Origin of the sequence: Pseudomonas sp. HS-18, assembly GCF_020401845.1 — a bacterium.
GTDB classification, from domain to species: domain Bacteria; phylum Pseudomonadota; class Gammaproteobacteria; order Pseudomonadales; family Pseudomonadaceae; genus Pseudomonas; species Pseudomonas nitroreducens.
Genome location: NZ_CP084413.1, coordinates 2,532,366 through 2,547,474, shown reverse-complemented (window position 1 = coordinate 2,547,474; position 15,109 = coordinate 2,532,366). Strand labels below are relative to the sequence as shown.

General features: G+C 64.3%; 12 protein-coding genes. 8 read left to right on the top strand and 4 right to left on the bottom strand.

All coding sequences use genetic code 11. The features are described from left to right. Positions 1-165: 165 nt before the first annotated feature. The 3 genes from dnaQ to LDJ84_RS11980 all read right to left on the bottom strand — a co-directional run bounded on the left by dnaQ (position 166) and on the right by LDJ84_RS11980 (position 2,186). A complete protein-coding gene (gene dnaQ / locus LDJ84_RS11990) occupies positions 166-903 on the bottom strand; it encodes a DNA polymerase III subunit epsilon (RefSeq protein WP_037011876.1) in 738 nt (245 codons plus the stop codon). A 72-nt stretch (positions 904-975) separates the two neighbouring features. Further along, positions 976-1,419 (bottom strand): ribonuclease HI, encoded by a 444-nt coding sequence (gene rnhA / locus LDJ84_RS11985; protein ID WP_024763291.1) that lies wholly within the window; start codon positions 1,417-1,419, stop codon positions 976-978. Between the two features lie 11 nt (positions 1,420-1,430). Beyond that, positions 1,431-2,186: a class I SAM-dependent methyltransferase gene (locus LDJ84_RS11980; protein WP_024763290.1), complete on the bottom strand. Its 756-nt coding sequence runs from the start codon at positions 2,184-2,186 to the stop codon at positions 1,431-1,433. Between the two features lie 89 nt (positions 2,187-2,275). On the opposite strand from LDJ84_RS11980, the gene gloB reads away from it, so the two are divergent. From gloB to fabI, 8 genes are all read left to right on the top strand, one after another. Then, the gene (gene gloB / locus LDJ84_RS11975; protein WP_084359088.1) at positions 2,276-3,070 is read left to right on the top strand and encodes a hydroxyacylglutathione hydrolase; all 795 of its coding nucleotides are present in this window, start codon (positions 2,276-2,278) and stop codon (positions 3,068-3,070) included. Positions 3,071-3,149: 79 nt separating this feature from the next. Then, positions 3,150-4,778, top strand: a complete 1,629-nt coding sequence (locus LDJ84_RS11970; RefSeq protein WP_084359090.1) for a LysM peptidoglycan-binding domain-containing protein — start codon at positions 3,150-3,152, stop codon at positions 4,776-4,778. A 117-nt stretch (positions 4,779-4,895) separates the two neighbouring features. Continuing rightward, positions 4,896-6,725 carry an extracellular solute-binding protein gene (locus LDJ84_RS11965; RefSeq protein WP_084359092.1) on the top strand — a complete coding sequence of 610 codons (1,830 nt, stop codon included), beginning with the start codon at positions 4,896-4,898 and terminating at the stop codon, positions 6,723-6,725. Then, entirely contained in the window at positions 6,722-8,587 is a 1,866-nt protein-coding gene (locus LDJ84_RS11960) for an extracellular solute-binding protein (RefSeq protein WP_065084161.1), read from the top strand. The genes LDJ84_RS11965 and LDJ84_RS11960 overlap by 4 nt, the downstream gene beginning before the upstream one ends. After that, complete coding sequence (locus tag LDJ84_RS11955; RefSeq protein ID WP_024763285.1) at positions 8,587-9,669, top strand: microcin C ABC transporter permease YejB; 1,083 nt, start codon at positions 8,587-8,589, stop codon at positions 9,667-9,669. The genes LDJ84_RS11960 and LDJ84_RS11955 overlap by 1 nt, the downstream gene beginning before the upstream one ends. Positions 9,670-9,673: 4 nt before the next feature. After that, positions 9,674-10,693, top strand: a complete 1,020-nt coding sequence (locus LDJ84_RS11950; protein ID WP_038803141.1) for an ABC transporter permease — start codon at positions 9,674-9,676, stop codon at positions 10,691-10,693. A gap of 1 nt (position 10,694) precedes the next feature. Next, entirely contained in the window at positions 10,695-12,305 is a 1,611-nt protein-coding gene (locus LDJ84_RS11945; protein ID WP_024763284.1) for an ABC transporter ATP-binding protein, read from the top strand. A 23-nt stretch (positions 12,306-12,328) separates the two neighbouring features. Then, complete coding sequence (fabI, locus tag LDJ84_RS11940; RefSeq protein WP_038803140.1) at positions 12,329-13,126, top strand: enoyl-ACP reductase FabI; 798 nt, start codon at positions 12,329-12,331, stop codon at positions 13,124-13,126. Positions 13,127-13,215: 89 nt separating this feature from the next. Here the strand turns inward: fabI and LDJ84_RS11935 are convergent, their stop codons facing one another. Continuing rightward, positions 13,216-15,105, bottom strand: a complete 1,890-nt coding sequence (locus LDJ84_RS11935) for a SurA N-terminal domain-containing protein (RefSeq protein ID WP_169887852.1) — start codon at positions 15,103-15,105, stop codon at positions 13,216-13,218. Positions 15,106-15,109 lie beyond the last annotated feature (4 nt).

Below are 15,109 nucleotides of genomic sequence, written 5' to 3'. Positions count from 1 at the left end.
CAGAGTATGGACTCACGGAATGTAGGGGAATGCGCTGGACTGACGGCTGTACGAAAACGTCGCGTGGCTGACAGGAACGCTCACCTCGAGCGATTTGCTCTGGCTAGCGCCCACAGAAATGAAAAGGCCCCTGTTCAGGGGCCTTTTCTCGGTCAACGCGGAGGATCACTCCTTCGGTGCTTCCATCTGCGCCCACAGCGACGGGCCGCCAGCGGACTTCTCGATCACCGCCAGGCGCGCGACATGCGCCTCGATTTCGGCATCGGTGGCGCGGATCACCCGGGTCAACCCACGTTCGGCCGCCAGGCGGCGAATCGCCGTGGCCGTGGCGCGCCCGCTGCCGTCACCTTCGGCGCCATTGCCCGCCAGCGACAGGCTGGTCTGGCCACCGGTCATTGCCAGGTAGACGTCGGCCAGAATCTCGGCATCGAGCAGCGCGCCGTGCAAATCACGGCCGGAGTTGTCGACGCCATAGCGCTTGCACAGCGCATCGAGGTTGTTGCGCTGGCCCGGATGGCGCTCGCGGGCCATCAGCAAGGTGTCGAGGATAGAGCAGTAGTCGGCGACTTCGGCGCGCTCGCTCTGACCGATCAGGGCAAACTCGTTGTTGATGAAGCCAACGTCGAACGCCGCATTGTGGATGATCAGCTGCGCGCCATTGATGAACTCGAAGAAGTCATTGGCCACCTCGCGGAAGCGCGGCATGTCCTTGACGTACTCGTTGGTGATGCCGTGGACGGCGATGGCGCCCTCGTCGATCTCGCGGTCGGGCTGCAGGTAGACGTGGAAGTGCCGGCCAGTCAGGCGGCGGCCTTCGAGTTCGACGCAACCGATCTCGATGATCCGGTGGCCGTCGGTGACCGGCATACCGGTCGTTTCAGTATCGAGTACGACGCTGCGCATTCTGTGAGAAACCTTCTTGCGGTTGATTCGCCCGGGCTGATCCGGGCGAGCTTGATGCTGATAGCGGGACGCTTAGCGCGGCAGTTCGCTCACGCCGCGGTTGGCGAGCATGTCGGCACGCTCGTTGCCGGGATGGCCGGTGTGGCCGCGCACCCAGCGCCATTCGACAGTATGCCGGTTCACCTGCTCGTCCAGCGCCTGCCACAGGTCGGCATTCTTCACCGGCTGCTTGGCGGCAGTCTTCCAGCCACGCTTCTTCCAGTTGACCATCCACTCGGTGATGCCCTGCATGACGTACTGCGAATCGGTGACGATGCGCACGTCGCAATGCCGCTTGAGCGCGGCGAGGGCCATGATGGCGGCCATCAGTTCCATGCGGTTGTTGGTGGTTTCGGCCTCGCCGCCCCACAACTCGCGCTCGGCACCCTTGTAGAACAGCACGGCGCCCCAGCCACCCGGCCCCGGGTTGCCCTTGCAGGCGCCGTCGGTGTAGATCTCGACTTTCTCTTCGCTCATTTGGCTCGCTTTCAGGACTCGGAATCGCGACGACTGACCTTGGCCACCGGCAGCGGCACCAGTTGGCCGCGCGGTTCACGACGGGGCTGACGCAGGGGCCGCAGACCGACCACCAGCTTGCGCGCCACCAATAGATAGAAGCCGGCGCCGGAGCCCTGCAGCACGGGGCCCCAGGTTTCCATGCGGGCCAGACGGCCCTGCCATTTCGCCGATGCAAGCGGCGGACGATAACACCCGAAGCGGCGTTTCTCCAGCGCGAAGCCCAGCAGGTTGAGCCAGTCGCAGACCCGACCGGGCGAGATGCAGCGGGCGCGGCGCAAGGCATCACGAGCGAAGTAGTGGCGAATACCCCAGGCGCTCCGGGGATTCACCCCGACCACCAGCAGGTGCCCTCCGGGACGCACGCTGCGCGCCGCTTCACGCAATAAACGGTGCGGCGACAGGCAGAAATCCAGGCCATGCTGCAGCAGCACCACGTCCGCGGCGTGCTCGCCCAGCGGCCAGGCCGCTTCGTCGCAGGCGATCTCCACGCCGGGCAGCGGCGGCCCGAGGCGCACGCCGCGCTGGATGTTGCCGACGCTGGCCGGCAACTCCGCATGCGGCCCGTAATGGACCAGGTAACCGCCGAAATAGCGCTCCAGTTCGTCGATCAGCAACTGCTGCTCTTCGGCGAGCATCATTCCGCCAATCGGCCCGGACAGCCAATGGCGAGCCTGGTCGATCAGCTCCAGCCAGTCGGCATCGGCCTGGGCGAAGGGTTCTTCGATCATCACGTCCCCCTGTGGCACAGCGCGACACAAAAGTGCGTATCCGCACTACTATGCGCCAATGCCCACCACTTGGCGACTTTCGACCCATGATACAGATAGATGCCCTGCCCGCCTTTTCCGACAACTACCTCTGGCTGTTGCAGGATGTGACCCGCCGCGAATGCGCCGTGGTCGATCCGGGTGATGCCGCACCGGTCGAGCAATGGCTGCTGGCCCATCCTGGCTGGAAGCTGACCGACATCGTGATTACCCATCACCATGCCGATCATGTCGGTGGCGTTGCCCGCCTGAAGTCCGAGACCGGCGCCCGCGTGCTGGGGCCTGCAGGGGAGAAGATTCCAGGGCGCGACGTGGCGCTGGTGGACGGCGACCATGTGGAGGTGCTCGGACTGGATTTCGAGGTCATCCACGTACCCGGCCATACCCTGGGCCACATCGCCTTTTTCCATGCAGCAGACAGCATCGAGGAAGAAGAGCAGCCGCTGCTGTTCTGCGGCGACACCCTGTTCGCGGCGGGCTGCGGCCGCCTGTTCGAAGGCACGCCGGCCCAGATGCATGCCTCGCTGAGCCGGCTGGCCGCCCTGCCCGGCCACACTGCTGTGTACTGCGCCCACGAATACACCTTGAGTAACCTGCGCTTCGCCTGTGCGGTGGAGCCGGAAAACCCGGTCGTCCTGGCGCGCTTCGAAGAAGTCAGCCGCTGGCGCGAACAGGGGAAGATCAGCCTGCCTTCTTCCATTGACCTGGAGAGGGCGACGAATCCTTTCCTTCGCGTGTCAGAAACATCCGTTAAGAAAATGGCCGACGAGCGGAATGGCCAGCAAATCCGCACGCCGGAAGAGGTCTTTGCGACCATTCGCCGCTGGAAGGACCAGTTCTGAGGCCTGGCGAAATCTTGACCAGGGCAGGCTCGGTTTCTAGAATCGCCGAAATTTTTGCCCCGGACAAAGTCATCAACCAATGCCGCCCAAGACCAGAAATACCTCCGATCTAGACGCATTGGCACGAGCCATCCGAGTCTCTATTGTCCTTCTCGCCGCGGGCCTGGCTGGGTGCCAGTCGACCAGCCAAGTAGCCAGCAACGGCCCGATCCGCAACGCATCCCGCGCCGTCGATGTGCAGTTCAATCCTGCCTGGACGGCGTCCCAGAACGATATCTGGGAACGCATGCGTGGCGGTTTCCAGCTGCAGGACCAGCTCAACACCAACCCGCGTATCGAGCGTCAGCGCCTGTGGTTCATGAGCAACCAGTCGTTCCTGGAGAACGCCAGCGAGCGCGGCGCACCGTATATGCACTACGTCGTCGAGCGCCTGGAAGAGCGCGACATGCCACTGGAGCTCGCGCTGCTGCCGATGATCGAGAGCTCGTACAACCCGATGGCCGTGTCGCGCGCCCAGGCCGTGGGCCTGTGGCAGTTCATCCCCAGTACCGGCACGCACTTCAACCTGCGCCAGACCAACTTCTACGACGGCCGCCGCGATATCACCGCGTCGACCAACGCCGCGCTCACCTACCTGAACCGTCTGCATGACATGTTCAATGGCGACTGGCTGCTCGCCCTGGCCGCCTACAACGCCGGCGAAGGTACCGTCAGCCGGGCGATCGAGCGCAACGAGCGCCTCGGCCTGCCCACCGACTACTGGAACCTGCCGTTGCCGCAGGAAACCCAGGACTACGTGCCCAAGCTGCTGGCCCTGTCGCAACTGGTGAATGCCCCGACCATCTACGGCATCAACCTCAGCCCCATCGCCAACCAGCCCTACTTCACCTCGATCCGCGTCAAGCCGGGCCTGGATCTCTCCCAGGTCGCCGCCGTCGCCGACCTGGACCAGGACGAACTGCAGCAGCTCAACCCAGCCTTCAAGCGCGGTGTGACTCTCGACGGCCCGCACCACCTACTGGTGCCGCTGAACAAGGCCGACTCGCTCAAGGCTGGCGTCGCCAACTTGCAGCCTGTCGAACTCAAGCCGCTGGCGGCAACCGTGGCAACCAGCTCCGGTAGCCGCTACCGGGTACGCAAGGGCGACAGCCTGCACAGCATCGCCCAGCGCTACCGCCTGAGCGTCGCCGAACTCAAGGCAGCCAACCGCCTGAGCGCCAACCGCCTGCGCAACGGCCAGACCCTGGTGATCCCCGGCCAGCCGGGCCGCCCGGTCATCGAGCCGGAAAGCCCGCGCCAGTTGGCTCAGGTGGAAAGCTCGAAGACCACCGCCAGCGCGCGTGTCGCCACCCGCAGCTACACCGTGAAGAATGGCGACACACTCTGGCAGATCGCCAAGAAAAACGGCGTCGACGTGGCCGACCTCAAGCGCTGGAACGGACTGGACAGCCACGGCGTAAAACCCGGCCAGACCCTCAAGCTGCAGAGCCCCGCCGCCACCCAACTGGCGGCTAACAGCAAAGCCAAGGCCAAGGCCAAGCAGGACACCGCGACCTACTACAAGGTCAAGCAAGGCGACTCGATGTACCTGATCGCCAAGCGCTTCAACGTCGAGATGCAGCACATCAAGCGCTGGAACCCACGCAGTGGCAAGGCTCTTAAGCCTGGCCAGACCATCACGCTGTACCTCGACACCGCGAGCCGCTGATCCCACTTCTGCGCCGGGGCCTGCATGCCCCGGCTGCATGACTTCTGGCGACAGGGACAAGCTGCTACTGTACGACGCAATTACCCCTCAGCCAGCCAGGATCGGATCCTACGCCTGATGCGTCGCTTGTCTCTCCTGCTCCTGGGACTCTTCCTGGGCGTCCCCGCCTCCGCCCAGATCACCGAAAGCCACGGGTACGCGCAATTCGGCGACCTCAAATACCCGGCCAGTTTCGACCACTTCGCCTGGGTCAATCCCAACGCCCCCAAGGGCGGCCTGCTGCGGCTGATGGGCCTGGGCACCTTCGACACACTCAACCCCTATACCTTCAAGGGCAGCCCGCCGGTGAGCACCGCGGACTTCCTGCAGTACGGCGTCAGCGAGCTGAACGAGCCGCTGATGGTCGGTACCGGCCTGTATGACCCCTCCGGTGACGAGCCCGCCTCCAGCTACGGCCTGATCGCCCGCAGCGTGGAATACGCCGAGGACCGCAGCTGGGTGGTGTTCAACCTGCGCCCGGAAGCACGCTTCCACGACGGCAAGCCGATCACTGCCTACGACGTTGCATTTTCCTACCGCACCCTGCTCAAACACGGCCACCCGATGTACCGCACCAACCTGCAGGAAGTGCAGCGGGTCGACATCCTTTCTGCTCGGAGCATCCGCTTCGTCTTCAAGCGCCACAACAACCCGTTGCTGATCCTGCGCCTGGGCGAGATGCCGGTGCTGCCGCAACACTACTGGAAAGGTCGCGACTTCCAGGCCACCACCTTCGAGCCACCGCTGGGCAGCGGCCCGTATCGGATCACCGAGGTGGTGCCGGGACGTCGCCTGGTGTTCGAGCGGGTCAAGGATTGGTGGGGGGCGAACCTGCCGGTGAACCGTGGCAAGTACAATTTCGACCGCGTCGAGGTGGACTTCTACCGCGACGCCGGTATCGCCTTCGAAGCCTTCAAGGCCGGTGAGTTCGACATCTACATCGAGCACCAGGCGAAGAACTGGCGCAGCAACTACCGCTTCCCGGCGGTGCGCCGGGGCGAGGTCGTAAAGGTGGAAATCCCCCACCAGATCCCCACCCAGACCCAGGCTCTGTTCCTCAACACCCGCCGGGCGACCTTCGCCGACCGCCGCCTGCGCGAAGCGCTGGGGATGATGTTCGACTTCGAGTGGACCAACCGCGCCCTGTTCAACGACGCCTACGTACGCGCCAGCAGCTACTACCCCAACAGCACCTTCGCCGCCACCGGGGCGCCCCAAGGCAAGGAGTGGCTGCTGCTTTCTCCGTATCGCCAGCAACTGCCTGAAGCTCTATTCAAGCGCCCCTTCAGCGTGCCGGTGACCAAGGGCGCCGGCATCCCGCGGGAAACCCTGCGCCACGCATTGGGTCTATTGGGCGAAGCCGGCTGGAAGCTCTCCGGCGATCGCCTGCTGGACGCCAACGGCAAACAGCTGCGCTTCGAAATCCTGCTGGTCAATCCCAGCCTGGAGCGGATACTCCAGCCCTATCGCGAGAATCTAGCCAGCATCGGTATCGATGCGAGCTTGCGCACCGTGGACCGCGCCCAGTACAAACAGCGTCTGGACCAGTTCGACTACGACATGATTCTGATGACCCTGCCCCAGACCCTCAGCCCCGGCCTCGAACAATGGCAGTACTTCCACTCCAGCCAGGTGGCGGTCAAGGGCAGCAAGAACTATGCGGGCATCGCCGATCCCGTGGTGGACGCGATGCTCGAAAAACTGCTGGGCGCCCCTGACCGCGACCAGCAGGAGGCCGCCGCCCGCGCGCTGGACAGGGTACTGCTGTGGCAGCACTACAGCATTCCCAACTGGTACCTGAACAAGCATCGACTGGCGTACCGCAACCGCTTCGCCTTCGTCACCACGCCGTCCTACACCTTGGGCTTGCGCGCGTGGTGGCAAAAAGACCAGGAGAACACCCTATGAAAAGCCCCCGCCGCGCCGCGCTCTGCGCCGGCCTGTTGCTGGGACTGCTGGGCAGCGCGCAGGCAGCGCCGCAGCACGCCATCACCCTGTATGACGAGGCACCGAAATACCCGGCGAACTTCAAGCATTTCGACTTCGTCAATGCCGATGCGCCCAAGGGCGGCACGCTGCGTCTCTCCGACTTCGGCGGCTTCGACAGCCTCAACCCCTTCATCGCCAAGGGCAACTCGGCGCCGCAGATCAACCTGATCTACGACACCCTCACCTTCCACTCACTCGACGAGCCCTTCACCGAGTACGGCCTGCTCGCCGAGAAGATCGAGAAGGACCCGGAGCATCGCTTCGTACGCTTCTACCTGCGTCCCCAGGCGCGCTTCCAGGATGGCACGCCGGTCACCGCCGAAGACGTGGTGTTCACCTTCGAGACGCTGATGAAGGACGGCGACCCGATGTACCGCAACTACTACGCGGACGTCGACAAGGTGGTGGCCGAGGACAAGCTGCGCGTGCGCTTCGACTTCAAGCACGGCGACAACCGCGAACTGCCGCTGATCCTTGGCCAGCTGTCGATCCTGCCCAAGCACTGGTGGGCCAGCCGCGACTTCAACAAGACCAACATGGAACCGCCGCTGGGCAGCGGACCGTACCGCATCGCCAAGGTCGAGGCCGGCCGTTCGATCCGCTACGAGCGGGTCAAGGACTGGTGGGGCGACAAGCTGCCGGTGAACCGCGGCTTCAACAACTTCGACGCCGTGGTGGTGGAGTCCTACCGCGATCTGACCGTCGCCCTGGAAGCCTTCAAGGCCGGGCAATTCGACTTCAACGACGAGCGCATCGCGAAGAACTGGGCGACCGCCTACGATTCGCCCGCCGTGCGTGACGGCCGCATCGTCCGCGAGGAGCCGGTGAACGGAAATCCGTGGGGCATGCAGGCCTACGCCTTCAACATCCGCCGCCCGGTGTTCCAGGACCCGCGCGTGCGCGAAGCGATCACCAACCTGTTCGACTTCGAGTGGACCAACAAGCAGCTGTTCTTCGGCTCCTACCTGCGCGACGGCAGCTACTTCGAGAACTCCGAGATGGCCGCCAAGGAGTTGCCTGACGCGGAAGAGCTGAAAATCCTCGAACCGCTGCGCGACAAGCTGCCACCGCAGGTCTTCACCCAGGTCTACGTGCCGCCCACCAGCGACGGCAGCGGCATCATCCGCGAGCAGAAGCGCAAGGCCTACCAGTTGCTGCTGGAGGCTGGCTACAAGATCGAGAACGACAAGATGGTCGGCCCGGACGGCAAGCAGCTGAGCTTCGAATTCATGCTCGCCCAGGCCGACTTCGAGCGCGTACTGCTGCCTTTCAAGCGCAACCTCGCGGAGCTGGGCATCGACATGCAACTGCGCCGGGTCGACGTCTCGCAATACATCAACCGCCTGCGCTCGCGGGACTACGACATGATCGTCAGCAGTTGGCCGCAATCCAGCTCGCCGGGCAATGAGCAGCGGGAGTTCTGGCACTCCAGCAGCGCCGACAAGCCGGGCAGCCGCAACTTCATCGGCCTGCGCGATCCGGGCATCGACGCGCTGGTGGAAGGCCTGATCAACGCCGGCTCCCGCGAAAGCCTGGTGCGCCACGCCCGCGCCCTCGATCGCGCGCTGCTCTGGGGCCACTACGTGGTGCCCAACTGGTACCTGGGCAACTGGCGCATCGCCTACTGGAACCGCATCGCCCACCCGGAGAAGCTGCCGCCCTACAGCTATGCGCTGCAAACCTGGTGGCAGGCCCGCGAGAAGGCCGAGCCGACCAAGACCGCCGCCAAGGCTGCAGCCGAAGCGCCGGCTGACGGCGCCGTCGCCCAAGGGGCCAACTGATGCTGGCCTACATCCTGCGGCGCCTGCTGCTGATCATTCCCACCCTGTTCGGCATCCTGTTGATCAACTTCATCATCATCCAGGCCGCCCCCGGCGGCCCGGTGGAGCAGATGATCGCCAAGCTGGAAGGTTTCGATGCCGCCAGCGGCGGCGCCACCGGACGCATCTCCGGTGGCGGCGGGGAAGTTGCTGCGGCAGGCACGCACTATCGCGGCGCCCAGGGCCTGGACCCGGAGCTGGTGAAGGAAATCGAGAAGATGTACGGCTTCGACAAGCCGGCACCCGAACGCTTCTGGATCATGCTCAAGAACTACGTGCACCTGGACTTCGGCCAGAGTTTCTTCCGCGATGCCAAGGTCACCGACCTGATCGTCGAGAAGCTGCCCGTCTCCATCTCCCTGGGGCTTTGGAGCACACTGATCATGTACCTGGTGTCGATCCCGCTGGGCATCGCCAAGGCGGTGCGCCACGGCAGCCATTTCGACGTCTGGACCAGCTCGGCGATCATCGTCGGCTACGCGATCCCCGCCTTCCTCTTCGCCATCCTGCTGGTAGTGCTGTTCGCCGGCGGCAGCTACTGGGACTGGTTCCCCTTGCGAGGGCTGACCTCCAACAACTTCGACGAGCTGACCTGGGCCGGCAAGGTCCGCGACTACTTCTGGCACCTGGCGCTGCCCATCACCGCGCTGGTGATCGGCAACTTCGCCACCATCACCCTGCTGACCAAGAACAGCTTCCTCGACGAGATCGGCAAGCAGTACGTGGTCACCGCCCGCGCCAAGGGCCTGACCGAGCGCCGCGTGCTCTACGGCCACGTGTTCCGCAACGCCATGCTGCTGATCATCGCCGGCCTGCCCTCGGCCCTGCTGGGCATCTTCTTCACCGGCTCGCTGCTGATCGAGGTGATCTTCTCCCTCGACGGCCTGGGCCTGCTCAGCTTCGAGGCGGCGCTGAACCGCGACTACCCGGTGGTGTTCGGTACGCTGTTCATCTTCACCCTGTTCGGCCTGATCATGAAGCTGGTCAGCGACGTCCTCTACACGCTGGTCGATCCGCGCATCGACTTCGAGAACCGGGAGTAATCCGATGCGCCTGTCTCCCATCAATCTGCGCCGCTGGGCGCGCTTCAAGGCCAACAAGCGTGGCTGGTGGTCGCTCTGGCTATTCCTCACGCTGTTCATCCTCAGCCTGGGCGCCGAGCTGATCGCCAACGACAAGCCCCTGGCGATCCACTACGACGGCCAGTGGTACTTCCCGGTGGTCAAGCGCTACCCGGAAACCGCCTTCGGCGGCGAGTTCCCCATGGAAGCCAACTACAAGAGCCCGTACATGCGCGAGCAGATCGCGCAGAAGGACGGCTGGATACTCTGGCCGCCGATCGCCTACAGCTACGACACTATCAACTACGACCTGCGCGTGCCGGCGCCTTCGTCTCCCAGTGCGGAGAACTGGCTGGGCACCGACGACCAGGCCCGCGATGTCATGGCGCGGGTAATCTACGGCTTCCGCGTATCGGTGCTATTCGCCCTGATTCTCACCGTGCTCAGTTCCATCGTCGGCGTCGTCGTGGGTGCGCTGCAGGGCTTCTATGGCGGCTGGATCGACCTTCTCGGCCAGCGCTTCCTGGAAATCTGGTCGGGTCTGCCGGTGCTCTACCTGCTGATTATCCTCGCCAGCTTCGTGCAGCCTGGGTTCTGGTGGCTGCTGGGAATCATGCTGCTGTTTTCCTGGATGAGCCTGGTGGACGTGGTCCGCGCCGAGTTTCTCCGTGGCCGCAACCTCGAGTACGTGCGCGCCGCGCGCGCCCTGGGCATGCGCAACGGGGCGATCATGTTCCGCCACATCCTGCCCAACGCGATGATCTCCACCCTGACCTTCATGCCCTTCATCCTCACTGGCGCGATCGGCACCCTGACCTCCCTGGACTTCCTCGGCTTCGGCCTGCCCGCCGGCGCGCCGTCGCTGGGCGAGCTGGTCGCCCAGGGCAAGTCCAACCTGCAGGCGCCCTGGCTGGGCATCACCGCCTTCGTGGTGCTGGCCGTGATGCTGAGCCTGCTGGTGTTCATCGGCGAAGCCGCCCGCGATGCCTTCGACCCGAGGAAGTGAGATGAACCAGAACGAGAACCTCATCGAAGTCCGCGACCTGTCCGTCGATTTCCTCTGCGGCGACGAGCAGGTGCGCGCGGTGGAACACATCAGCTTCGACATCCGCAAGGGCGAGACCCTGGCACTGGTGGGCGAAAGCGGCTCCGGCAAATCGGTGACCGCGCACTCGATCCTGCGCCTGCTGCCCTACCCCACCGCCAGCCATCCTTCGGGCAGCATCCATTACGCCGGCAAGGACCTGCTCAAGCTGCCCGAGCGCAAACTTCGGGGTATCCGCGGCAACCGCATCGCCATGGTGTTCCAGGAACCCATGACCTCGCTGAACCCGCTGCACAGCATCGAGAAGCAGATCGGTGAAGTCTTGGCGCTGCACAAGGGCATGAACGGCGTCCAGGCACGCGCGCGCACGCTGGAGCTGCTGGAGCTGGTGGGCATCCCCAACCCGGCCAGCCGCCTCAAGGCCTATCCGCACGAACTCTCCGGCGGCCAGCGCCAGCGGGTGATGATCGCCATGGCCCTGGCCTGCGAGCCGGAACTGCTGATCGCCGACGAACCGACCACGGCACTGGACGTCACCGTGCAGCTGAAGATCCTCGACCTGCTGCGCAACCTGCAGAAACGGCTGGGCATGGCCATGCTGCTGATCACCCACGATCTCAACCTGGTGCGGCGCATCGCCCACCGCGTCTGCGTGATGCAGCGCGGCTGCATTGTCGAGCAAGCGGATTGCGAAGCCCTCTTCGAGGCCCCCCAGCACCCCTACACGCGCGAATTGCTCGGAGCCGAGCCCAGTGGTACCCCCGCACAGAACGAGCCAGGAGCGCCCTTGCTGGAGGTCGACGACCTGCGCGTGTGGTTCCCGATCAAGAAAGGCGTGTTCCGCAAGACCGTCGATCACGTCAAGGCCGTGGACGGCATCGACTTCAGCCTGCCGCGTGGTCAGACCCTGGGCATCGTCGGCGAGAGCGGCTCAGGCAAGTCGACCCTCGGCCTGGCCATCCTGCGGCTGATCAACAGCCAGGGCGGCATCCGCTTCGAGGGTCAGGCCATCGAAGGCATGAACCAGGCGGAAGTCAGGCCCCTGCGTCGCGAGATGCAGGTAGTCTTCCAGGATCCGTTCGGCAGCCTCAGCCCGCGCATGTCGGTGGGCCAGATCGTCGGCGAAGGCCTGGAGATCCATGGCATGGGCACGGCCGAGGAACGCGAGCAGGCGATCATCGAAGCGCTCAGGGAGGTCGGGCTCGACCCGGACACCCGGCACCGTTACCCCCACGAGTTCTCCGGAGGCCAGCGGCAGCGCATCGCCATTGCCCGAGCGCTGGTGCTCAAGCCAGCGCTGATCCTGCTGGACGAACCGACCTCGGCACTGGACCGCACCGTGCAGCGCCAGGTTGTCGAGCTGCTGCGCGGCCTGCAGGCCAAGTACAACCTGACCTACCTGTTCATCAGCCACGACCTGGCTGTAGTGAAAGCCCTCAGCCACCAGTTGATGGTGATCCGCCATGGCAAGGTGGTCGAACAGGGCATGGCCGAGGAGGTCTTCGCCGCGCCGCAGCATGCGTACACACAGCAACTGCTGGAAGCAGCCTTCATGGTCCCGGCACCGACCTGACCTCACATGATCAAGGAGTGAATATGGGATTTCTCGCAGGCAAGCGCGTACTGATCGTCGGAGTCGCCAGCAAACTGTCCATCGCCTCCGGCATCGCCGCGGCGATGCACCGGGAAGGCGCCGAACTCGCCTTTACCTACCAGAACGACAAGCTCAAGGGCCGCGTGGAAGAGTTCGCTGCTGGCTGGGGCTCCAGCGCGGAGCTGTGCTTCCCCTGTGACGTCGCCAACGACGCGGACATCGCAGCCGTGTTCGCCGAACTGGGGAAGCAGTGGGATGGGCTTGACTGTATTGTCCACTCGGTGGGCTTCGCACCAGGCGACCAACTCGACGGCGACTTCACCGAGGTCACCACCCGCGAAGGCTTCCGGATCGCCCACGACATCAGCGCCTATAGCTTCATCGCCCTGGCCAAGGCCGGCCGCGAGCTGATGCAGGGCCGCAACGGCAGCCTGCTCACCCTCTCCTACCTGGGCGCCGAGCGCACGATGCCCAACTACAACGTCATGGGCATGGCCAAGGCCAGCCTGGAAGCCGGCGTGCGCTACCTGGCCGGCAGCCTCGGCCCGGAGGGCATTCGCGTCAACGCCATCTCCGCAGGCCCCATTCGCACGCTCGCCGCCTCGGGCATCAAGAGCTTCCGCAAGATGCTCGCCGCCAACGAACGCCAGACACCGCTGCGGCGCAATGTGACCATCGAGGAAGTCGGCAACGCCGGTGCATTTCTGTGCTCGGACCTGGCCAGTGGCATCAGTGGCGAAATCCTCTATGTCGATGGCGGCTTCAACACCACGGCGATGGGGCCGCTCAGCGACGACTGAGGCTTTGCTCCAGGCAAAGAAAAAGGCCGCGAATGCGGCCTTTTTCCTTTACCGGATAAAACGAGGGCCGCTTGCGCGGCCCCAGTTTCTTACTTCTTGGCTTCGTCGAATTTCTCGACTTTCGCCTGATCCTGCAGGTAACGGCGGAAGGCGGAGAAATCATCCTGGCCGCTGCGCGAGGCGAGGAAGCGCCGGTACATCGCCTTTTCCTCCTCGGTCGGCTTGGCCTCCGGCTCGCTCACACCGCTGAGCTTGACCAGCACGAAGTCGCCGTTCTGCAACGCGACACCGCCCAGGCTGGGCTTGTCGGCACCTTCCGGGCGAACCATGCGGAACACGCTCTGCAGCACGACCGGATCGACGCCTTCCTGACCACGGGCGGCCGCTTCCACGACCTTCCACTGCTGGCCTTCCTGGGCCTGGGTCAGCGGGATCTTGCCGTCGCGCAGGCCAGCCAGCAGTGTTTCACCGCGGGACTTGGCATCGACTGCAGCGTGCTCGACCTGCAGGCGCTTGAGGATATCGGCACTGACCTGCTCCAGGGTTTCCTGCTCAGGCTTGTGGTGCGCCTTCACGCGCAGCACGACCACGGTGTCCGGATCCAGTTCGATGGCGCCGCTGTTGGCCCCCTCTTCCAGCACTTCGGGGCTGAAAGCGGACTGGATGACCTGGCGGTTAGCCGTGACACCTTCGCCGCCTTCCTTGCCGAACGGCTTGCTGGTCTGCACCTTCAAGCCCATGTCCTGGGCCGGCTGGGCCAGATCTGAAGCCTCGTAGGCAGAGCTTTCCAGCTGCTTGGTGGCATCGACGAAACGCTGCTCGACCAGCTGGGTCTTGGCTTCGTGCTCCAGCTTGGCCTTCAGGCTGTCGAAGGTCGGAACCTCCGGCGCTTCGACGCCCAGCAGCTTGATCAGGTGCCAGCCGTAGGAAGTCTTCACCGGAGCGGAAACTTCGCCCTTCTTCAGCGAGTACAGCGACTCTTCGAAGGCCGGGTCATACACGCCACGGCCGGCGAAGCCGAGGTCACCGCCATTGGCGGCGGAGCCGGTGTCGTTGGACAGCTCCTTGGCCAGCTTGGCGAAGTCCTCGCCCTTGTCCAGGCGCGCCTTGATCTCGTCGATCTTGGCCTTGGCCTGCTGGTCGTTCTGCTTGTCGTTCACCTCGATCAGGATGTGCGCGGCGTCGCGCTGCTCGGCCAGGCCGGCGATCTCCTTCTGATAGAGGGCATCGAGGTCTTCCTTCTTCACCTCGACCTGGTCGAAGAAGGCGGACTTCTTCAGCTCGACATAGTCGATGGTGACCTGTTCAGGCGTCATGAACTCGGTGCTGTGGGCGTCGTAGTACGCCTTGATCTCGCTGTCCTCGACCTTGCTCTTGGCCGGGTCGGCCTTGAGGGTCAGGGTAGCGAAGTCACGGGTCTGCTTCTCCAGGCGAGCGAAGGCGTTCAGTTCGTCATCGGTGACGAAGCCGGTACCGGCGATGCCGGCGCGCAGCTGGCCGATCAGCATTTCCTCACCGAACATGCGACGGAACTGCATGCGGTCATAGCCCATCTGGCGGATGACCTGGTCGAAACGGTCGGCGTTGAACTTGCCGTCCACCTGGAACTCGGGAGTCGACAGGATCAGTTGGTCCAGCGCCTGCTGGGAAAACGCGAACTTGTCATTCTGGGCGGCCTGCAGGACCAGCTTGCGCTCGATGAGCGACTTCAGCGCGGAATCCTTGAGCAGCTTGTCGTCGAGCATGGACGAATCGAAGTCCTTGCCCAGGCGCTGCATCAGCTGGCGACGCTGCATGTCCGCAGCCTGCTGCAGTTCCGGCAGACTGATGTCCTCACCGTTGACCTGAGCAGCGACGTTCTCGTGGTGGGTTGCGCGAATGATCTGATCGAACCCGGTCAAAGCCATGAGGACAACGATCACGCCCAGGATGGTCTTGGTGATCCAGCCTTGGGAATTGTCCCTGATGTTTTGCAGCATGCGG